The 19,329-nt window shown below is 75.6% G+C and carries 17 protein-coding genes; 10 read left to right on the forward strand and 7 right to left on the reverse strand.

The annotated features are described in order from the left end of the window. The first annotated feature begins 39 nt into the window (after window positions 1–39). Window positions 40–612 carry an LURP-one-related family protein gene (locus WJX68_RS00395; protein WP_340285411.1) on the forward strand — a complete coding sequence of 191 codons (573 nt, stop codon included), beginning with the start codon at window positions 40–42 and terminating at the stop codon, window positions 610–612. Here WJX68_RS00395 and WJX68_RS00400 read toward each other — a convergent pair. Beyond that, window positions 609–2,114 carry a leucyl aminopeptidase gene (locus WJX68_RS00400; protein WP_422785626.1) on the reverse strand — a complete coding sequence of 502 codons (1,506 nt, stop codon included), beginning with the start codon at window positions 2,112–2,114 and terminating at the stop codon, window positions 609–611. The genes WJX68_RS00395 and WJX68_RS00400 overlap by 4 nt on opposite strands. Before the next feature lie 217 nt (window positions 2,115–2,331). On the opposite strand from WJX68_RS00400, the gene WJX68_RS00405 reads away from it, so the two are divergent. The 3 genes from WJX68_RS00405 (at window position 2,332) to WJX68_RS00415 (ending at window position 6,050) form a co-directional block, all read left to right on the forward strand. Beyond that, window positions 2,332–3,690, forward strand: coding sequence for an APC family permease (locus tag WJX68_RS00405; protein WP_340285412.1), 1,359 nt, complete (start codon window positions 2,332–2,334; stop codon window positions 3,688–3,690). Window positions 3,691–3,729: 39 nt separating this feature from the next. Further along, on the forward strand, window positions 3,730–4,857 hold the full coding sequence (gene gcvT / locus WJX68_RS00410) for a glycine cleavage system aminomethyltransferase GcvT (protein ID WP_340285413.1): 1,128 nt from the start codon (window positions 3,730–3,732) through the stop codon (window positions 4,855–4,857). Window positions 4,858–4,928: 71 nt separating this feature from the next. Further along, window positions 4,929–6,050, forward strand: a complete 1,122-nt coding sequence (locus WJX68_RS00415; RefSeq protein ID WP_340285415.1) for a branched-chain amino acid aminotransferase — start codon at window positions 4,929–4,931, stop codon at window positions 6,048–6,050. 64 nt (window positions 6,051–6,114) lie between these two features. On the opposite strand, the gene WJX68_RS00420 is transcribed toward WJX68_RS00415, so the two are convergent. Further along, window positions 6,115–6,951 (reverse strand): adenosylcobinamide-GDP ribazoletransferase, encoded by an 837-nt coding sequence (locus tag WJX68_RS00420; protein ID WP_340285418.1) that lies wholly within the window; start codon window positions 6,949–6,951, stop codon window positions 6,115–6,117. Continuing rightward, the gene (locus WJX68_RS00425; protein WP_340285421.1) at window positions 6,948–8,930 is read right to left on the reverse strand and encodes a bifunctional adenosylcobinamide kinase/adenosylcobinamide-phosphate guanylyltransferase; all 1,983 of its coding nucleotides are present in this window, start codon (window positions 8,928–8,930) and stop codon (window positions 6,948–6,950) included. The genes WJX68_RS00420 and WJX68_RS00425 overlap by 4 nt, the downstream gene beginning before the upstream one ends. 42 nt (window positions 8,931–8,972) lie before the next feature. Between WJX68_RS00425 and WJX68_RS00430 the strand changes: the two genes are divergently transcribed. Continuing rightward, window positions 8,973–9,590, forward strand: a complete 618-nt coding sequence (locus tag WJX68_RS00430; protein WP_340285422.1) for a VOC family protein — start codon at window positions 8,973–8,975, stop codon at window positions 9,588–9,590. A 55-nt stretch (window positions 9,591–9,645) separates the two neighbouring features. On the opposite strand, the gene WJX68_RS00435 is transcribed toward WJX68_RS00430, so the two are convergent. Next, window positions 9,646–10,311: a DUF3043 domain-containing protein gene (locus WJX68_RS00435; RefSeq protein ID WP_340285424.1), complete on the reverse strand. Its 666-nt coding sequence runs from the start codon at window positions 10,309–10,311 to the stop codon at window positions 9,646–9,648. A 38-nt stretch (window positions 10,312–10,349) separates the two neighbouring features. Between WJX68_RS00435 and WJX68_RS00440 the strand changes: the two genes are divergently transcribed. The 3 genes from WJX68_RS00440 (at window position 10,350) to WJX68_RS00450 (ending at window position 13,011) form a co-directional block, all read left to right on the forward strand. Then, window positions 10,350–11,465, forward strand: a complete 1,116-nt coding sequence (locus WJX68_RS00440) for a glycerate kinase family protein (protein ID WP_340285426.1) — start codon at window positions 10,350–10,352, stop codon at window positions 11,463–11,465. Between the two features lie 133 nt (window positions 11,466–11,598). Next, the gene (locus WJX68_RS00445) at window positions 11,599–11,961 is read left to right on the forward strand and encodes a HesB/IscA family protein (protein ID WP_340285427.1); all 363 of its coding nucleotides are present in this window, start codon (window positions 11,599–11,601) and stop codon (window positions 11,959–11,961) included. 114 nt (window positions 11,962–12,075) lie between these two features. Further along, a complete protein-coding gene (locus WJX68_RS00450; RefSeq protein ID WP_340285874.1) occupies window positions 12,076–13,011 on the forward strand; it encodes a carbohydrate kinase family protein in 936 nt (311 codons plus the stop codon). A 71-nt stretch (window positions 13,012–13,082) separates the two neighbouring features. Here the strand turns inward: WJX68_RS00450 and asnB are convergent, their stop codons facing one another. Continuing rightward, window positions 13,083–15,029, reverse strand: a complete 1,947-nt coding sequence (asnB, locus tag WJX68_RS00455; protein WP_340285428.1) for an asparagine synthase (glutamine-hydrolyzing) — start codon at window positions 15,027–15,029, stop codon at window positions 13,083–13,085. A gap of 294 nt (window positions 15,030–15,323) precedes the next feature. On the opposite strand from asnB, the gene ctaC reads away from it, so the two are divergent. Continuing rightward, complete coding sequence (gene ctaC / locus WJX68_RS00460) at window positions 15,324–16,274, forward strand: aa3-type cytochrome oxidase subunit II (RefSeq protein WP_340285429.1); 951 nt, start codon at window positions 15,324–15,326, stop codon at window positions 16,272–16,274. Between the two features lie 17 nt (window positions 16,275–16,291). Then, window positions 16,292–16,690, forward strand: a complete 399-nt coding sequence (locus tag WJX68_RS00465) for a cytochrome c oxidase subunit 4 (RefSeq protein WP_340285430.1) — start codon at window positions 16,292–16,294, stop codon at window positions 16,688–16,690. A 210-nt stretch (window positions 16,691–16,900) separates the two neighbouring features. Here the strand turns inward: WJX68_RS00465 and WJX68_RS00470 are convergent, their stop codons facing one another. Further along, window positions 16,901–17,863, reverse strand: a complete 963-nt coding sequence (locus tag WJX68_RS00470; RefSeq protein ID WP_340285431.1) for a hypothetical protein — start codon at window positions 17,861–17,863, stop codon at window positions 16,901–16,903. Between the two features lie 301 nt (window positions 17,864–18,164). Further along, window positions 18,165–19,322 carry an acyl-CoA dehydrogenase family protein gene (locus WJX68_RS00475; protein WP_340285432.1) on the reverse strand — a complete coding sequence of 386 codons (1,158 nt, stop codon included), beginning with the start codon at window positions 19,320–19,322 and terminating at the stop codon, window positions 18,165–18,167. Window positions 19,323–19,329: the final 7 nt, after the last annotated feature.

Raw genomic sequence — 19,329 nt, forward strand, 5'->3', positions numbered from 1 at the left:
TGCCGGTGCCCGCACCGCGGGCGGGCCAGACTCGCGGGCGTGAGCGCCGAGATGCACCTGCCCCGATTCCTCGTCCGCCAGCGGATCACGCTCGGCGTGAACCGCTACGACGTCCACGCCGCGAACCCGGACGGCAGCGCGGGCGCCCTGATGGCCTTCGCCCAGCAGAAGCGCTTCGCGTTCAAGGAGCAGGTCACGTTCTGGGCCGACGACAGCCGCTCGCGCGCGGTGTTCTCCTTCCGGGCCCGCCAGCGCCTGGACGTGCGCGCCGAGCACGACGTGGTCGACGAGCACGGCCGGGTGCTGGGGACCTTCGGCAAGCGGTTCGGCGCGAGCCTGCTGCGCTCGACCTGGACGGTGACCGCGCCGGGGCTCACCGCGACCGGGCGCGAGCGCAGCCTCGGCGTCGCGCTGGCCCGGCGGGTGTTCGAGAACCTGCCGCTGCCGTACCACGTCGACCTGACCGAGGACGCCGGCGGCGCGACGCTCATGAGCAGCGACCGGCGGTGGTCGCTGCGCGACTCCTACGACGTCACCGTCCCGGACCCGCGCCTGGACTTCCGCCTGGCCGCCGCCTTCGCCGTCGCGCTCGACGCGCTGCAGGACCGCTAGCCGTTCGCGGCCACGTCCTCCAGGAACGCCAGCAGCGTGCGCACCGGCACGCCGGTGCCGCCCTTGGTGGTGTAGCCGCGCGGCCCGCCGGTGTTGTACGACGGCCCGGCGATGTCGATGTGGGCCCACTCCAGCCCGGCCGGCACGAACTCCTTGAGGAACATCCCGGCCAGCAGCATCCCGGCGAAGCGCTGCCCGCTGACGTTGGCGATGTCGGCGACGCGCGAGTCCAGCTCGGAGCGCAGGTACTCCGGCAGCGGCATCGCCCAGGCGTCCTCACCGGTCGCGGTGCCGTGCGCGGTGACCCGGTCGCGCAGCGCGTCGCTGCCCATCACCCCGGCGGTGCGCAGGCCGAGCGCCACCTGCTGGGCGCCGGTCAGCGTGGAGGTCTCGACGAGGTAGTCGGGGTCGTCCTCGGCGGCGCGCACGATCGCGTCGGCCAGGATCAGCCGCCCCTCGGCGTCGGTGTTGAGGACCTCGACGGTGCGCCCGCCGTACATGTCGAGCACGTCGCCCGGCTTGTACGCGCGCTCGGAGGGCATGTTCTCCGCCATCGGGACGGTCGCGGTCACCGTGACCGGCAGCTCCAGCTTCGCGGCCAGCACGACGGTCGCGATCACGGCCGCGGCGCCGCCCATGTCGGAGGTCATGTCGGCCATGCCGGCGTTGGGCTTGAGCGAGATGCCGCCGGTGTCGAAGGTGACGCCCTTGCCGACCAGCGCCACGCGCTTCGTGGCCGCGCCGCCGCCGTCCCAGGTGAGGCGGACCAGCCGGGGCGGGTTCACCGACCCCTTCCCGACGCCGGTGACGCCGCCGTAGCCCTGCTCGCGCAGGTGCGCGTCGTCGAACACCTCGGTGACCAGCCCGGCCCGCTCGCCCAGCGCGACCGCGCGCTCGGCGAGGGTCTGCGGGAACAGCACGTTCGGGGCGGTGTTGACCAGGTCGCGGGTGGTCGCGACGGCCTCGGCGACCAGCGCCGCGCGCCGCACCGACCCGTCGTCGGTCCCGCTGAACGACCACGCCCCGACCGGCGCCGACGACGGGTCGACCGAGGAGCGGTGGGCGTCGAAGCGGTAGCCCCCGAGCACGGCGCCGACGACGGCGGCCTCGGCGTCGAGGGCGGACAGCGTGCTCAGCACCGAGCCGGTCCCGGCCAGCGCGCGGGCGGCGGCACCGGCGGCGCGGCGCACCGCCTCCGCCGCCCTCGGGCCCTCGGCCGGGCGCCCCAGCCCGACGGCGACCAGCCGCGGCGCGGCCAGCGCCCCGCGGGCGGGCAGCGACACGACCTGCTCGGCCTTGCCGGTCGCGCCGACCGTGGTGAGCAGCGCGAGCAGCTCGCCGGAGAACGCGGCGTCGACCGCGCCGGCACCCGGGGCGAGGACGGGCCCGTCGCCGTCGGACTCGGGGGCGTGCAGGCCGACGACGACGGCGTCGACGACCGCCTCCGGCTCGGAGCCGCTGTGGGCGGCGGTCTGCGGGAGGGTCGGGTCGTCGATCGGCACGGGTGGCACTCCTCGGGTCGCACGGGTTCGCGGTCGCGGTCGGTATCGATCGGGTGTCGATCGGGCGGCTCGTGGCCGCCCGCGGGTCACGCTCCGTCGCCGGTGCACGCGTCCCGTGCACCGGGCGGGTGGGGAGCGGCCCGGCGAGACCGGACCGAGATGGTAATGACACCCCCGCGGCGCCGCGCGGCACAGGGGTGGATGGGATGGTGGGCGGGTGCCACGCCCCCCGTACCGGATCCCGACCGTGACCGCGGTCGTCGTCGCCCTCTCGGCGACGTTCGGTACCGGGCTGTACGCCTCGCTGGGGCCCGCGGCGGCCTCGGCGGGCGGCTGGTTCCCGCTCGGGGTCGTGCTCGCCGCGCTCCTCGCGCTGGCGACGGTGGCCTCGACGGCGTACCTCACGCTGGCCCGCCCGGCCGGCCCGGAGCTGGCCCGCGGGGACCTGCCGGTGTGCGCGCTGCGGCTCGGGGCGGTGGCCCGGGTGACGTCACGGGCCGCGGCCGGGTCGGCCGCCGCACTGGTGTTCGGGGCCTACGTGCTACCCACCCAGCCGGTGACGATCGCGGTGGTGGCGGTCCTGGCCGTCGTCGCGGTGAACGCGTTCGGCGTGCGGATCTCGCCCGGCGCCGCGCGCGGGCTCGTCGTCGGCACCCTGCTGGCGCTGACCGTCGCGATCGGGGTCGGGCTGTCGGCCGGGGGCCCGCAGACGGCGCCGTCCTCGGCGATGCCGGCCGCGGCGACCGGGGCCGGGCTCGCCGGCGACGCCGCCGGCACGCCCGGGGCACCCGCCGTCGCCACCCTGCAGGCCGCGATCGAGCCCGGTCCGCTGGGCGTGCTCGCGGCGGCCGGGTTCGTCCTCCTCGCCTTCACCGGGCTCTCGCGCGTCGCCGAGCTCGGCGGGAGCCTGCGCGACCCGGCCCGTGCGATCCGCCGGGCCCCGGCGATCGCCGTCCTCGTCACCACGGCGCTGCTGCTGCTGCTCTCCGCCGCGCTGCTGCGCGGGCTGGGCGTGCCGGGTCTGGCCTCGGCCTCGGCGCCGCTGGCGGCGCTGATGGACACCGGCAGCAGCGCCCCGGTCGGGGTGCTGGTGCGGATCGGCGCGGCCGCGGCGACGGTCGCGGCCCTGCTCGGCGCGCTGTCGCGGGCCGCGGCCGGCTCCGCCCGCCTGTCCCGCGAGGGGGAGCTGCCCGCGTTCCTCGGCCGCGGCGGGTCCCGCGGCACGCCGTGGGTCGCGGACCTGACGCTCGGCGTGCTCACCCTGGCGATGACGCTGCTGTTCTCCGCGACCACGGCCATCGTGGTCACGGTGGTCGCGGCCCTGGTGCACCACGCGGTGCTGCACGCGGCGGTGCTGCAGCTGCCCGGCCGGCCGGGCCGGGCCGCCGCCGTCGCGGCCGCCGGGGCGGCGGGCTGTCTCGTCGTCGCGGCGGCGATGCCGGTCCTTCCGCTGCTGGCGACCGTGGGCGCGCTCGCGGCGGGCTGGGTGCTGTGCACCGTCACCGCGCGCTCGCGCTCCCGCGCCGCCGCCGGGGACGCGGTGCCGCGCACCGATCCGGAGGAGCGGGCGGCCTGAGGCCCCTCGGGGCCCGTGCCGGGCACTAGGGTCGAGCGCGTGACCGACGAGCTCCTGCCCAGCCCGCTGCACGACCGGCACGTCGCCCTCGACGCCACCCTCGGCGAGTTCGGGGGGTGGTCGATGCCGATCTCCTACCCGGGCGGGACCGTCGCCGAGCACACCGCGGTCCGCGAGGCCGCGGGCCTGTTCGACGTCAGTCACCTCGGCACCGTCCCGATCTCCGGGCCGGGCGCGGCCGCGCACCTGGACACCTGCCTCACCAACGACCTGGGCCGCATCGGGCCCGGCCGGGCGCAGTACACGATGGCCTGCGACGAGCACGGCGGCGTCCTCGACGACATGATCGTCTACCTGGCCGCCGAGGACGACCTGCTGCTGGTGCCCAACGCCGCCAACTCCACCCGGATCGTCACCGCGCTGGCCGAGGGGGCGCCGTCCGGGGTCGTGATCACCGACCGGCACCGCGAGCTCGCCGTGCTGGCGGTGCAGGGCCCCCGCTCGGGCGAGGCGCTCGCCGCGGCACTCGGGGCCGGCGGCGCGGGCGTCGCCGACCTGGACTACATGGCCTTCACCGACCTGGAGGGCGGCCTGTCCGACGGCGGGGTGCGGATCTGCCGGACCGGCTACACCGGCGAGCACGGCTACGAGGTCGTGCTCGACGCGGCGGCCGCCCCGGCGATGTGGGACGCCCTGCTCGACGCCGTGCGCGCCGTCGGCGGCGGTCCCTGCGGGCTCGCCGCCCGCGACACCCTGCGCACCGAGATGGGCTACCCGCTGCACGGGCACGAGCTGTCGACCGAGATCACGCCGGTGCAGGCCGGCAGCGCCTGGGCCGTCGGCTGGGACAAGCCGTCGTTCTGGGGCCGTGACGCCCTGGTCGCCGAGCGCGCGGCCGGTCCGTCGCGGCGGCTGCGCGCGCTGCGGGCCACCGGGCGGGGGGTGCCCCGCGCGGGCATGACCGTGCTCGACGGCGAGGGCGGCGCCCCCGTCGGCGTCGTCACCTCGGGCACGTTCTCCCCGACCCTGCGCACCGGCATCGCGCTGGCCCTGGTGGACACCGCCCCCGGCGTCGCCGTCGGGGACGCCCTGGTGATCGACGTCCGCGGCCGGTCGCTGCCGGTCGAGGTCGTCAAGCCGCCGATGGTGCCCTCGCACGTGCGCTGAACGCGTCCGGGCGTCCGTTCCTCGGGAATCCGACTGTTTGCCGGCCGGACACCGGGGATACCGTTTCCCCCATGAGCGCGCCGAAGTTCTCCGTGACCCGCAACCCCGCCCCGGCGTCCCCGCAGCGGCGCGCCGACGTACTGGCCGATCCCGGTTTCGGCCGGTACATGACCGACCACATGGTGACGATCCGGTGGAGCGCCGGGACGGGCTGGCACGACCCGGCGGTCGTGCCGTACGGGCCGATGACGCTGGACCCGTCGTCGATGGTCCTGCACTACGGGCAGGAGATCTTCGAGGGGCTCAAGGCCTACCGGCAGCCCGACGGCTCGATCGCCTCGTTCCGGCCCGACGCCAACGCCGCCCGCTTCGCCGGCTCCGCGCGGCGGCTCGCCATGGCCGAGCTCCCCGAGGAGCTGTTCCTCGCCTCGCTGTCCGAGCTGCTCGCCGTCGACTCCGAGTGGGTGCCCGAGGCGGGCGGGGAGGACTCGCTGTACCTGCGTCCGTTCATGATCGCGACCGAGGTCGGGCTCGGGGTGCGCCCGTCCTCGGAGTACCTCTACGCCGTCATCGCCTCGCCCGCGGGCCCGTACTTCGCGGGCGGGGTCAAGCCGATGGACGTGTGGCTGGAGACCGAGTACACCCGGGCCGCGCTCGGCGGCACCGGCACCGCGAAGTGCGGCGGGAACTACGCCGCGTCGCTGCTGCCGCAGTCGGTCGGCGCCCGGCACGGCTGCGCCCAGGTCGCCTACCTCGACGCCGAGGAGCGCCGGTGGATCGACGAGATGGGCTCGAACAACCTGTTCTTCGTCTTCCGCGGGCAGGACGGCTCGGTCGAGCTCGCGACGCCGGACCTGCGCGGGTCGGTGCTCGCCGGCATCACCCGCGACTCGCTGATCGCCGTCGCGAAGGACCTGGGGATCTCCGTGGCCGAGCGGCGGATCTCCGGGCAGGAGTGGCTCGGCGGCGCCGCGGACGGGACGCTCACCGAGGTCTTCGGCTGCGGCACCGCCGCCGTCATCACGCCCATCGGCACGGTCAAGCACAGCGGCGGGGAGGTGACCGTCGGCAACGGCGAGCCCGGCCCGGTCACGCTGCAGCTGCGCGAGGCGCTGACGGCGATCCAGCGCGGCGCGGCCCCGGACCCGCACGGCTGGATGCACACCCTCGTGCCGGCGCCCGCCTCGGTCTGACCCACGATCACCGGTCGTGGAGCGCGCGGTCCGCGAGGCGGGCGCCACGCTCCACGACCGGTGATCACGCCGTCAGTGTCGTCGCCAGGACGACCAGCACCGCGGTGCCGGACAGCTCGCAGGCGGCGCCGAGGACGTCCCCGCTCATCCCGCCGAACCGCCGCCGGGTGTGCCGGGCGAGCCCCACCACCAGCAGCGCTGCGAGCAGCACGCCCGGCAGCACCGCGAGCAGCACGCCCGGCAGCACCGCGGGCAGCCCCGCCGGCCGCTCCGCCGCGGTGAGCGCGGCCGCTCCGGCCACGGCCAGCCCGGCCCACCACAGCGGCGCGACCCACACCGGCTGCGACCCCGCGACGGTCGCGCCCAGCCCGCCCGGACGGGCCGCCGGTGTCCCGCGGCGCGCCACCCAGCAGAACCCGGCCCGCCCGACCGCCGCCGCCAGGGCGCACGCCAGGACCACCACGAGCGGCGGTGCGACGGCGAGCTGGGCCAGCGCGGCGGCCCGCGCCCCCAGCACCACGAGCAGCGTGACCACGGCGAACGGGCCCGCGCCGCCGTCGGCCATGACCCGCAGCGCCCGCTCCGGCGGGCCGTAGCTGCCCAGCCCGTCGGCGGTGTCGGCGAGGCCGTCGACGTGCATCCCGCGGGTCGCGAGCGCACCCGCCCCGACCGTCAGCAGCCCCGCTACCAGCGGCGACACCCCGGCGAGGGTCAGGACGGCCAGCAGCGCGCCGCCGGCCGCCCCGAGGCAGGACCCGACCAGCGGCGCCCAGCGCAGCGCGGCCGCCGCGACGCCGTCGGGCAGGGCGCCGCCGTCGGTGGTGCGGACCCGGGCGGGCAGCACCGTCAGCCAGCTGACGGCCAGCGCGAGCCCGGCGAACGGTCCCGGCCGGGTGGTCACCGTCCGGCGCCGGCCGGCGCGGTCACGTCCCCGGTCACGACGCCGGTGTCCTCGGCCGAACCGGTCTCGGCGAGCAGCCGGGCGGCCGTGGTGAGCAGCGGCAGCGCGGTCACGGCGGCCGTGCCGTCCTCGGTCCGGACCGCCAGGTCCAGCACCGGGACCAGCGACAGCTGCTCCAGCACCAGCGTCGCGGCCGGCTCGGTCGACGGCTGCGCGGCCAGCCACCAGTCCTTCGCCCCGGGGGCGAGCTCGTCGGCGAGCAGCGCCGCCGCGCCGACGGCGAGACCGTCCAGCACCGCGGGGACCTTGCGCTCCGCGGCACGGGCCAGGAACCCGGCCAGGACGAGCAGGTCGATGCCGCCCACCGTGCGCAGCAGCCCCAGCGGGTCGCGCAGGTAGGGCCGGGCGCGGCGCAGCGCGTCGCGGACGGCGACGGCCTTGCGCATCCAGGCCCGGTCGTCGATGCCCGAGGCCCGGCCCACGACGGCCACCGGCTCGGCCCCGGTCAGCGCCGCCACCAGGGTCGCGGCGGGGGTGGTGGCGCCGACCGCGAGCGTGGCCGGGACGAGCACGTCCGCGCCCGCGTCGATCTCGGAGTCGGCCAGGCGCCGCCCGGTCAGCCACGCCGCGGTCGCGCGCTCCTCGCTCAGCGCGTCCTCGCGGTCGATGCGCCCGCTGCCGTGCGCGACGAGCCAGCCGGGCTCGGCGCCCTCGGCGCCGGACACCAGCCCGACGTCGACGGTCCGCACGGTCGCCCCGGCCGCCCGCGCCGCGACGGCGACGGGCAGCCGTCCGGCCGCGGCGGCGGTGGCCCGCAGCGCGGAGACCTCCGGCGGGTAGGCGGACACACCGTTCGCGGCGATGCCGTGGTCGGCGGCCAGCAGCACGACCCGCGGGCGGGCCGGCGGCTGCGGGGGACAGGTGCCCTGGCACGACGCCAGCCAGACGCCCAGCTCACCGAGCCGGCCGAGCCCGCCGGTGGGGGCGGCGAGCCGCTCGACGAGGGCGACGGCCTCGCGGCGGCTGCGGGTGTCCGGGCGCCCGACGGCGACCGGGACGATCTCCACCCCGGAGTCCGGCTCGTCGGTGACCGACGCCCCGGCCACGGCGCCCGCGGCCGCGCCGGTGGCGGGGACGACCGCGCCGGGCACCCCGGCGGGGGTGCCGGCGACGTCACCGGCGGGGTCGGCGACCTCCGACGCCGCGGGGTCGCCGGGGACCTCCGGCACCGAGGACGCGGCGACCGCGGGTCCGGCGGACCCCGGCTCGGCCGGCACGGCGGGCGCGCCCCCGACGGGTGCGGGCTCCGCGGCCGCGCCGGCGGGGTCGGCGGGCGGTGCGCCGGTCACGCTCGACCCCGCGCCGACCTGGCGTGCCCGCATCACCGGGCGCGCCGCCCGGGGCGTGCCCGGCCCCGCGGCGGCCGCGGCGGCGTCGGCCGGGAGCGGCAGCGCCCGCCCGGCCACGACGAGGACGACCTCGCCGCAGACCCGCGCCAGAGCCGCGTTGAGCTCCCCGAGCCGGTCGCGGAACAGCCGTCCCGCCCGCGTCTGCGGCACCACCCCGAGCCCGGTCTCGGCCGACACCAGCACCAGCGGGCCGGGGGCGGCGGCGACAGCGGCGACCAGCCCGTCGACGGCCTCGCCGACCGCGGCGGGCACCGTCGCCGCGTCCCAGGCGCCGGCGTCGTCGAGGACCCCGGTCAGCCAGGTCGCGAGGTCGTCCACCAGCACCGGCCCGGGCCGCGTCAGCGCCTCGGCGAGCGCGGTGCCGCCGACCTCCTCGGTGGTCCAGCCCGCCGGTCGGCGTGCCGTGTGCTCCGCGATCCGCGCGTCCCACTCGGCGTCGCCGGGGACCCGCCGGGCGGTCGCGAGATAGCGGACCGCCGGTGCGTCGCCGAACAGGTCCTCGGCGTGGCGCGACTTGCCGGAGCGCGTGCCCCCGAGGACGAGCGTCCGCAGTTCGACTGGAGGAGTCACGCCGCACATCGTGTCCTACCGGTTCCCGGTAGCGTCGCGAAGGTGCTCGATCACCTCGTCCTGGCCACGCCCGACGTCGACCGCACCGCCGCTGACCTGGCCGGACGCCACCTCCACACGCTGGAGGGCGGACCGCACACCGGGCTCGGCACGCGCAACCGGCTCGCCGGGATCGGTCCCGGCCGCTACCTCGAGGTCGTCGGGCCCGACCCCGCGCAGGACGAGCCGCCCGCACCCCGCCCGTTCCGCATCGACACCCTGGCCGCGCCCGCGCTGGTGACCTGGGCGGTGCGCGTCGGGGACCTGGACGCCGCCCGCGCGGCGGCCCGCGCGGCCGGCCACGACCCGGGCCCGGCCCGGGACATGTCGCGGCGCCGCCCGGATGGCGAGCTGCTGGCCTGGCGGCTGGCGTTCCCGCCCGACGACGGCGGCGGCGTGCTGCCGTTCCTCATCGACTGGGGCGCCACCCGCCACCCCTCGGGCGACCTGCCGGTGCCCGCGAGCCTGCGCACGCTGCGCCTGACCCATCCCGACCCGGACCGGGTGCGGGCGCTGCTCGACGCGGTCGGTGCCGCCGGGGAGGCCGACGTCGTCGCGGGGGAGACGCCGTCGCTGGAGGCGGTGCTGGACCTGCCCGGCGGGCCGCTCGTCCTGTCCTGAACGCACGACGGCCCGGCTCCCGCGGTGCGGGGCCGGGCCGTCGTGCGACGGGCGGTCAGACGGTGTCGCCGCGCTTGACCCGCGGCTTGGGGACGCGCATCCGGCGCGGCTGCGTGGCCCGGGAGAACGCGTACCAGCCGGTGCCGAGGCCCTTGATCTCCTCGTCCGGGAACTTCGCGCGGGTCTTCTTGAGCACCTGCATGCCCAGCAGCGTGCCCTCGACGACCATCACGATCAGCATCAGGAACGTGAACAGCGTGACGTACTGCTGGATCACCGGGTTCTGGACCAGCGCGGCGACCAGCACCAGCGCGGCCAGCGGCAGGAACAGGCCGATCACGTGCGGGCGCGAGTCCACGATGTCGCGGACGTGGGCGCGCACCTTGCCCCGGTCCCGGGGGAGCAGGACGCGGTCGTCGCCGGCGTCCATCCGCTTGCGCCGGTCCAGTGCCTGCGCGCGGCGCTGGTCCTTCGACGGCCGGTTGGCCTTCGCGAGCTTCGCGGCCTCGCGCTGGGTGCGGGGCGGGGGCGGGGCGGGCCCGCGTCGCTTGCCCTCGGCGTCACGGCGCTTCGGCGTCGCCCGGCCCTTGCCGGGAGTGGTGTGGGGACGCGAGCGGGTCGCGCCCTCGTCCTCCGTCTCCGCCGCGTCCGTGCCCGCCGGGGGCTCGACGGCCGTCTGACCGGCCTGGTCGGAGCTCTCGGAACGGCGCAGGAACCTCACAGGGACTCACAATACGGGCCGCCGCTAGCCTGCCCGGCATGCGGATCGTGGTGGCTCCCGACTCCTTCGGCGGAACGCTCAGTGCCCGGGAGGCGGCCGAGGCGATCGCCGAGGGCTGGCGGCGCGGCGCACCGGGCGCCGACGTCCGGATCGTCCCGCTCGCCGACGGCGGCACCGGCTTCGCCGAGGTGCTGCACACCGCCCTCGGCGGGACGGTGCACGAGCGCGAGGTCACCGGCCCGCTCGGCGACCCGGTGACCGGGTCCTGGCTGCGCGTCGGTGACACCGCCTACCTGGAGTGCGCCTCGGCGTGCGGGCTGCACCACGTCCCGCGCGAGGACCGGGTGCCGGGCGTGGCCCGCACCGCGACCACCCACGGCGTCGGGGAGCTGCTCGCCGACGCCCGCGACGCCGGCGTGACCCGCGCGGTCGTCGGGCTCGGCGGGTCCGCCACCACCGACGGCGGCGCGGGCATGCTGGCCGCGCTGGGTGCCGTCCCGGTCGACGACGACGGCCTGCCGCTCCCGCCCGGCGGCGCCGCCCTGGACTGCTGCGCCCGCCTCGACGGCCGCCCCGACCTGGGCGGCATGGAGCTGGTCGCGGCCTCCGACGTCGACAACCCGCTGCTCGGGCGGCACGGCGCCGCCGCGGTGTTCGGCCCGCAGAAGGGCGCCGACGACGCCGCCGTCGCCGAGCTCGACACCGCCCTGGCCCGGTTCGCCGACGTCCTGGCCGGCCTCGCGGGCCGCGACGTGCGCGAGATCCCCGCCGCGGGGGCAGCCGGCGGGCTCGGCGCGGCGCTGCTCGCGCTGGGGGCGCGCGTCGAGTCCGGCGCCGGCCTGGTCCGGGAGCTCGTCGGGCTCGACGCCGAGCTCGACTCGGCCGACGTCGTCGTCACGGGGGAGGGGAGCTTCGACTGGCAGTCGTTGCGCGGCAAGCTCATCACCGCCGTCGCGCGGGGTGCGGCCGACCGGGGCACGCCGTGCGTGGTGCTCGCCGGGCAGGTGAGCGTCGGGCGCCGCGAGGCGGGCGCGGCCGGGGTCGACGCCGCCTTCGGGGTGGCCGACGAGGTGGGCGTCGAGGCGTCCATGGCCGACCCCGCCGGGACGCTCGCCGGGCTCGCCGCCCGGGTCGCGCCGCGCTGGAGCAGGTGACGCGGCTCATCCGCCGTCCCGGCGATCGGGCGGTCGTCCGCGGGCTGCGCGCGGCGCGGCCGTCGTAGTATGGGCCGCGGGAAAGCAACCGCCGGTGGGAACACGGCGGGCCATGCGCGTTGTTGGGAGAGTCATGACCGTAGAGAACGCTGCCACCGCTGCGGAGCAGACCCACGGCGTGGAGCTGACCGAGTCCGCCGCCGTGAAGGCGCGCACCCTGCTCGAGCAGGAGGGGCGCGACGACATGCACCTGCGCATCGCGGTGCAGCCCGGTGGCTGCGCCGGCCTGCGCTACCAGCTGTTCTTCGACGACCGCTCGCTCGACGGCGACCTGTTCCGTGACTTCCACGGCCTCAAGGTGGGCGTCGACCGGATGAGCGCCCCGTACCTGCAGGGCGCCACCATCGACTTCGTCGACACCATCGAGAAGCAGGGCTTCACGATCGACAACCCGAACGCGGGCGGCTCCTGCGCCTGTGGCGACAGCTTCAACTGAGCACCACCTCGACGGGCCCTGCCGGTGATCTCCGGCGGGGCCCGTCGTCGTCGGTGACGTAGGGTGCCCTTCGTGCCTATCGCCGTGACGGGATCGATCGCCTCCGACAACCTGATGCACTTCCCGGGGAAGTTCTCCGAGCAGATCCTCGCCGAGCAGCTCGACCGGATCTCGGTGAGCTTCCTGGTCGACGACCTGACGGTCCGCCGGGGCGGGGTCGCCGGCAACATCGCCTTCGCCCTCGGTGTGCTCGGCCAGAACCCCGTGCTGATCGGCGCGGTCGGCGCCGACTTCGCCGAGTACCGCGCGATCCTCGACGACCTGGGCGTGGACACCTCCGGGGTGCACACCCACGACGACGTCCACACCGCCCGCTTCGTCTGCACCACCGACGACGACATGCGTCAGATCGCGTCCTTCTACACCGGCGCGATGGCCAAGTCGAAGGAGATCGAGCTCGCCCCGATCGCCGAGCGCGTCGGCGGTTTCGACCTGGTGCTGATCGGCGCCAGCGACCCCGAGGCCATGCTGCGCCACACCGACGAGTGCCGGACCCAGGGCTACCCCTTCCTCGCCGACCCGTCCCAGCAGCTCGCCCGGATGGAGGGCCCGGAGGTCCGCCGCCTCGTCGAGGGCGCGACCTACCTGGTCACCAACGACTACGAGTTCGAGCTGCTGCTCAAGAAGACCGGCTGGACCGCCGAGGAGATCGGCGCGAAGGTCGGCACCCGGATCACCACGCACGGCGAGAAGGGCGCGGTGATCGTCGGGTCCGACGGCACCGAGACCTGGATCGACGTCGTCCCGCCGACCGAGCAGGTCGACCCGACCGGCGTCGGCGACGCCTGGCGCGCCGGGTTCCTCACCGCCGTCGGCGCCGGCCTGTCGCTGGAGCGTTCCGCCCAGCTCGGCGCGCTCATCGCGACCTACGTGCTCGAGTCCGACGGCCCGCAGGAGTGGACCTGGGACCGCGACGCGGCGCTGACCCGTCTCGCCGGGGCGTTCGGCGACGCGGCCGCCGACGAGATCCGCGGCGCCCTGCCCGCCTGATCCCGCCCCCACCGACGACGAACGGCCGGTACCCGCACCAGGCGGGTACCGGCCGTTCGGCCGTGCACGGGTCAGATCTTGACCGGGTAGGTCGGCGTCGGGACCTCCGGCACGATCCGCTTCTCGACGAAGATGCCGTGCCACAGCAGGAACACCAGCACCGCCCAGATCCGCCGGGAGTGGTCGACCGGGCCCTCGCGGTGGGCGTCGAGCATCCGGTGCACGGCCTGCAGGTCGATCAGGTGCCCGGCACCGGAGTTCTGCAGGATGTCGCGCGCCCAGGCGTACATCTCGTCGCGCAGCCAGTGCCGGATCGGCACCGGGAAGCCGAGCTTCGGGCGGTTGAGCACGTGCGGCGGGATGATCCCCTCGCAGGCCCGGCGCAGCGCGTACTTCGTGGTGCCGTTCGAGCCGTGGGTGATCTTCTGCGACTGCGGCAGCGACGAGGCGATGTCGAAGACCTCGGGGTCGAGGAACGGCACCCGCAGCTCCAGCGAGTGCGCCATCGTCATCTTGTCGGCCTTGACCAGGATGTCGCCGCGCAGCCAGGTGAACAGGTCCACGTGCTGCATCCGGGCCACCGGGTCCCAGTCGTGGCTGGCGAAGTAGTGCGGCGCCGTCACGTCCTGGTGGGAGACGCGCGGGTCGTAGCCGCGCAGGACCTCGTGCAGCTGGTCGTCGCGGAAGATCCGGGCGTTGCCGTAGTAGCGCTGCTCCATCGACAGCGACCCGCGGCGCAGCAGGTCCTTGCCGCGCATGCCCTCGGGCATCTTGCGCGACGCCCGGCGCATCAGCGGCTTGAGCGTGCCGGGCACCTTCTCGAACGGCGACAGCGACAGCGGCTCGCGGTAGATCGAGTACCCGCCGAACAGCTCGTCGGCGCCCTCGCCGGACAGCACGACCTTGACGTGCTGGCGGGCCTCGCGGGCGATGAACCAGAGCGGGACCAGCGCGGGGTCGGCCACCGGGTCGTCGAGGTACCAGATGATGAGCGGCAGGGCCTCCATCATCTCGTCCGGCTTCACGGTGCGGACGACGTGGCGCACCCCGATCGCGGCCGCGGACTCCGCGGCGACGTCGACCTCGGAGTAGCCCTCGCGCTCGAACCCGGTCGTGAAGGTGATCAGGTTCGGGTTGTGCTCCTTGGCGAGCGCCGCGATCGCGGTGGAGTCGATGCCACCGGAGAGGAACGCGCCCACGGTGACGTCGGCGCGCATGTGCTTGGCGACCGAGTCGCGCAGCACGTCGGCGATCTCGCCGTGCACGATCGCCTCGGCCTCGGCGCTGGCCGGGGCGTGGCTGGGCAGCGAGATGAACTTCGGCGCGAAGTAGCGCTGGTGCAGCGGCTCCTCGCCCGGGCGCACGGTGACGTGCGTGCCGGACTCGACCCGCGAGATCATCCGGTGCAGCGACATCGGCTCGGGCACGTACTGCAGGGTCAGGTAGTGCTGCAGCGCGGCCGGCTCCAGGTCCAGGCCGATCTCCAGCTCACCGGCGAGCTGCAGCAGCGACTTCTTCTCGCTGGCGAACGCGGTGCCGGCCGGGGTGGTGGCCAGGAACAGCGGCTTGATGCCGAACGGGTCCCGGGCCAGGAACAGCTCGCGCTCGACGACGTCCCAGATGGCGAAGGCGAACATCCCGCGCAGGCGCTGGACGGCGTCGGGGCCCCAGTAGTGGAAGGCCGCGACGATGACCTCGCCGTCGCCGTCGGTGGCGAACGCGGCGTCGTAGGTCTCGATCAGCTCCTCGCGGAGCTCGAGGTAGTTGTAGATCTCGCCGTTGAAGACGATGGTGTAGCGGGTGTCCTCACCCGGCACCGGCCCCCAGTGCAGGGGCTGGTGGGAGTGGTCGACGTCGATGATCGAGAGCCGGTTGAACCCCAGGACGAGATCGTGGTCGTTCCACGTCTCGCTCTCGTCGGGTCCCCGGTGCCGCGCACAGCGCAGCGCGTCGGCGATCGGCTCGACCCGGGTCGCGGCGTCCGCCCCGGCGGTCAGCAGTCCCAGCAGTCCGCACACACCGGTCAGTATGCCGAGTCAGCCGGACGGGTCTCGCGCGCCCCGGTGCGAAACGGTCTTCCCGCTGCCAGACTGCCGGTTTCGCTCCGGCCGGTGACCGCGTTCACGTCCCGTCCCCCCAACCCCGGGGGGCGCGGGCCGACGGGGGTTCGTCTAGTCTCTACGCGAGGTCGAAGACGGTGCTCCATACGGGTGGCACACGATCATCTTCGGCCGCTGGCTCGTATCGACGAAGCAAGGAAGAACGTGCTGGCAGTGCGGCGTACGCAGGAGACGACAGGAAGGCGGCGTGCAGTGGCCCGAACCGAAGGCCGCTCCCGGATCGCCCGGGCGGCGAAGGTGGCCGTGGTCGGCCTGCTGGCGGCGCCGGCTCTGGCCGGTTGCTCGGTCCAGGAGGTCATCCGGTTCGGGTGGCCGGAGGGGGTGACCTCCGAGGCCGAGGCCATGCGCAACCTGTGGACCTGGTCCGCGATCGCCGCGCTCGTCGTCGGCGTCATCACCTGGGGCGCCATGTTCTGGGCGATGATCCTGCACCGGAAGCGCAAGGACGACGACGGCACGCTGCCCCGGCAGACGCAGTACAACCTGCCGGTCGAGCTGGTGTTCACCGCGATCCCCACCGTCATCGTGGCGGTGCTGTTCGGCTTCACGGTCAACGTGCAGAACTACATCGACAAGGAGAGCCCGACCGCGGGCGGTCCGGCCGACCTGCGCGTGGACATCGTCGGGTTCCAGTGGAACTGGGAGTTCTCCTACCCCGACGAGGCCGGCCAGGGCGGCCGCCCGGTGAGCACGCTGGGCACCAGCGACACGATCCCGGTCATGGTCCTGCCGACCGGCCGGTCGATCGAGTTCACCCAGCGCTCGCCCGACGTGATCCACTCGTTCTACGTGCCGGAGTTCCTGTTCAAGCGGGACGTCTTCCCGTACCCGGAGCGCAACGAGCAGGACAACACCTACGTGATCGACGGGATCGACCGCGAGGGCGCGTTCGTCGGCCGCTGCGCCGAGCTGTGCGGCACCTACCACTCGCAGATGAACTTCGAGGTGCGCGCCCTGGAGCCCGCCCTGTTCGACCGGTACATCCAGCTCCGCAAGGAGACCAACCCGCAGACCGGGCAGGCCTACACGACGGGTGAGGCGCTGCAGGCGCTGAACTGCGGTCAGTGGTGCGCGCCGGAGGCGATCAGCACGCAGCCGTTTTCGACCGACCGCGGCCAGCTGGCCGCGCAGGTCACGGGCTGAGGGAGGACGAGCACGCCATGAAGATCGAGTCCCGGATCTTCGAGATCGTCACCGGCTTCTTCATTCTCGCCGCGCTGGCGTACATGTTCATCGCCGGCGAGGTCGTCGGCGTCACGGCGCTGTGGCTGACCGCCGGTCTGTCCCTGATCGTCGGCACCTACTTCCGGTTCGTCTCGCGGCGCCTCGAGGAGCGCCCGGAGGACAACCCGGAGGCCGAGGTGTCCGACGGCGCCGGCGAGGTCGGCTTCTTCTCGCCCGGCAGCTACTGGCCGCTGGGCCTGGCCGCGGCCGCGGCGTTCGCCGCACTCGGCGTCGCCTTCTGGTACGCCTGGATGATCGTCGTGGGCATGACGCTCGTGCTGATCGCCGTCGGCGGGCTGGTGTTCGAGTACCACCGGGGCCCCGCCGCCCACTGAGCCCGACGCACCGACGGCCCCCGCCCCACCCGGGACGGGGGCCGTCGTCGTCCCCGGGCGCGCACCGGGCCGGCCCGGCGCGCGCCCGGCCCGGCCCGGCCTGGCCTCGCCCGGCGCGGCCGGGCCCGGCGCGGCGCGGCATCGGGCTGTGCTACGAGGGTGCCCCTCGGAGCACGCGGAGAGGGGCGGCGCGGCGACAGGCGGGCGCCGTCAGGCGGCGGGGGAGAGATCCTGGCGAACGTCCGGTGCCGGCGACGCGAGTGCGCGCGCGTGGCAGCGGCGCAGCTCGTCCAGCACCTCCGCCGGCCGTCGCCGGAGGTCGCCGGGAAGCGTCTGGACGACGACGACCCCGCGCCGGCCGAGTGCCGACCGCCGGCGCACGGTGCGGGCGTAGTCGTCGGGGGAGAGGTGGAACTCGATCGAGTCGATCTCCCACACGAGTCCTGCCTCGGGCCACCAGAAGTCGACGACCGCGATCACCGTCCCGTCGCGGTCCAGCAGCCGCACGTTCGACAGCGGCCGGGGTAGACGGCTGCGGGCCACCAGCCGTCGGGCCCTGGCCTCGGCGACCGACCGCACGCCGGCGACCATCTCGCCCAGGACCGTGCGCGGCAGAGCCGCCCCCCGGCTGCTGCAGGCGACCAGCTCGTCGCGCAGATCGGCGAGCGAGCAGTGACCGTGCTGGAGCAGGCCGGCGAACAGGGTCCGCACCAGGTCGCGGTCCCGTGAGCAGCGGGCCGCGTCGACGGCCGCGCGGGCGACGGGCGCGACCGGGTGCCGCCGTCGTACCGGTTCGGGCGCGCGACGGGTGCGCTCGGCCCGGACGATCGTCCCCCGGCCGCGGCGGTGCTCGTGCGGCACCAGCACGTGCACCGGTCCGTGCGGGGCCGGGGCCACGCGGACGCGGTGCAGCAGCAACGCGTCGAGCCCGGTGAGCATCGCGCCGTCACCGGCGACGATCAGCGCCGCCCGCTGGCGCTCGTCGCGGGTGACCGGACCGTTGGCCAGCTTGACCACCCCGGGGCAGAGGCTGCGCCACGGACCCCCGGGCCGGCAGCGCCGCGCGATGGTGCGCCGGTCCAGCCCGAACGACTCGAGGAGCCGGACCGGGACGACGGCGTCGTCGCAGCGGGAGGCGATGTCGGCCGGGGACGGCGCGCTACGGCGGGGCATACGGAGAGCGTGCCCCCGCCGGGCCCCGGTCCCGGTGCGAGTTGCGCCCCTGTGGACAACTCCGTCGCGCGTCGGCCGGCGCCCCGCCCTGCTCCGAGGGGCACTCTCGTGGCTTAGAGGGCAACGAAGGTGCCCCTCGGAGCAGCCCCGGGGGCGGGCGGTGTCACGAAGGTGCCCCTGGGGGCGCCGCCCGGGGCCGGCGCCCTGGGCCGCCGCCCGGGGCCGGCGGGTGTCACGAGAGTGCCCCTCGGGGCAGGCCGGGGAGGCCGGGGCGCACCGGGCGGGCGCCTGCGTGGGGGCCTCAGCCGCGGGCGGCCTTCCCCAGCGCGTCGCGGGCGATGATCACCTGCTGGATCTGGCTGGTGCCCTCGTAGATGCGGAAGAGCCGGGCGTCGCGGAAGAACCGCTCGACGGCGACGCCGCGCATGTAACCTGCCCCGCCGTGCACCTGCACCGCCCGGTCGGCGACCCGGCCGACCATCTCCGAGCAGAAGTACTTCGCGGCGGCGGGCCCGGAGACCATGTCGGTGCCCTCGTCGAAGGTGCGGGCGGCCTCGAGGACCATGCCGCGGCCGGCGCGGGCGTCGGTGACCGAGTCCGCGACGAGGCCCTGGACAAGCTGGAAGCGGGCGATCGGCTTGCCGCCCTGCTCGCGGGTGCGGGCGTACTCGACGGTCTCGTGCACCAGCCGGTCGGCCATCCCGACGCAGACGGCGGCGATGTGCAGCCGCCCGTGGGCCAGGCACTTCGCGGCGACCAGGAAGCCCTTGTCGATGCCGTCCTCGCCGCCGACCACGTGGTCGAACGGGACGCGGACGTCGTCGAGGTGCACGTCGGCGGTCCACGCGCCGAACTGGCCCATCTTGTGGTCCTTCGGCCCGACGGACAGGCCGGGGGTGTCCTTCGGGACGAGGAAGGTCGAGATGCCGCGGTTGCCCGGCGCGTCCGGGTCGGTCCGCGCGAACACCATGATCACGTCGGCGACGGGGGAGTTGGTGATGTAGCGCTTGGAGCCGTTGAGGACCCAGGCGTCGCCGTCGCGCACGGCCCGGGTGGACAGCGAGGACGGGTCGGAGCCCGCGTCGGCCTCGGTGAGCCCGAACGACGCGGTGACCTCGCCGGACGCCAGCCGGGGCAGCCACTGCTTCTTCTGCTCCTCGGTCCCGCCCTCCAGCAGGACGTGCCCCGCGATGCCGTTGTTGGTGCCGAACAGCGAGCGCAGCGCCGGGGTGGTCCAGCCGAGCTCGAAGGCCAGCCGCACCTCCTGCGACGCGGTCAGGCCCAGGCCGCCGTACTGCTCGGGGATGGTGAAGCCGTAGAGCCCCATCTCCTTGCACTGGGCGACGATGCGCTCGGGGACGGCGTCCTCGGCGTCGATCCGCTCCTCCTGCGGCACCACCTCGGTGCGGATGAAGTCACGGACCGAGGTCAGAACGTCGGTGAGGTCGGCGGAGTCCACGGGTACA

This window comes from Pseudonocardia spirodelae, assembly GCF_037727765.1.
Taxonomy (GTDB): domain Bacteria; phylum Actinomycetota; class Actinomycetes; order Mycobacteriales; family Pseudonocardiaceae; genus Pseudonocardia; species Pseudonocardia spirodelae.

Coding starts and splice junctions, on each gene's coding strand:
- WJX68_RS00415 (WP_340285415.1), top strand. CDS start 4,929: ATGAGCGCGCCGAAGTTCTCCGTGACCCGCAACCCCGCCCCGGCGTCC.
- WJX68_RS00440 (WP_340285426.1), top strand. CDS start 10,350: ATGCGGATCGTGGTGGCTCCCGACTCCTTCGGCGGAACGCTCAGTGCC.
- WJX68_RS00445 (WP_340285427.1), top strand. CDS start 11,599: ATGACCGTAGAGAACGCTGCCACCGCTGCGGAGCAGACCCACGGCGTG.
- WJX68_RS00450 (WP_340285874.1), top strand. CDS start 12,076: ATGCACTTCCCGGGGAAGTTCTCCGAGCAGATCCTCGCCGAGCAGCTC.
- WJX68_RS00465 (WP_340285430.1), top strand. CDS start 16,292: ATGAAGATCGAGTCCCGGATCTTCGAGATCGTCACCGGCTTCTTCATT.
- WJX68_RS00470 (WP_340285431.1), bottom strand. CDS start 17,863: ATGCCCCGCCGTAGCGCGCCGTCCCCGGCCGACATCGCCTCCCGCTGC.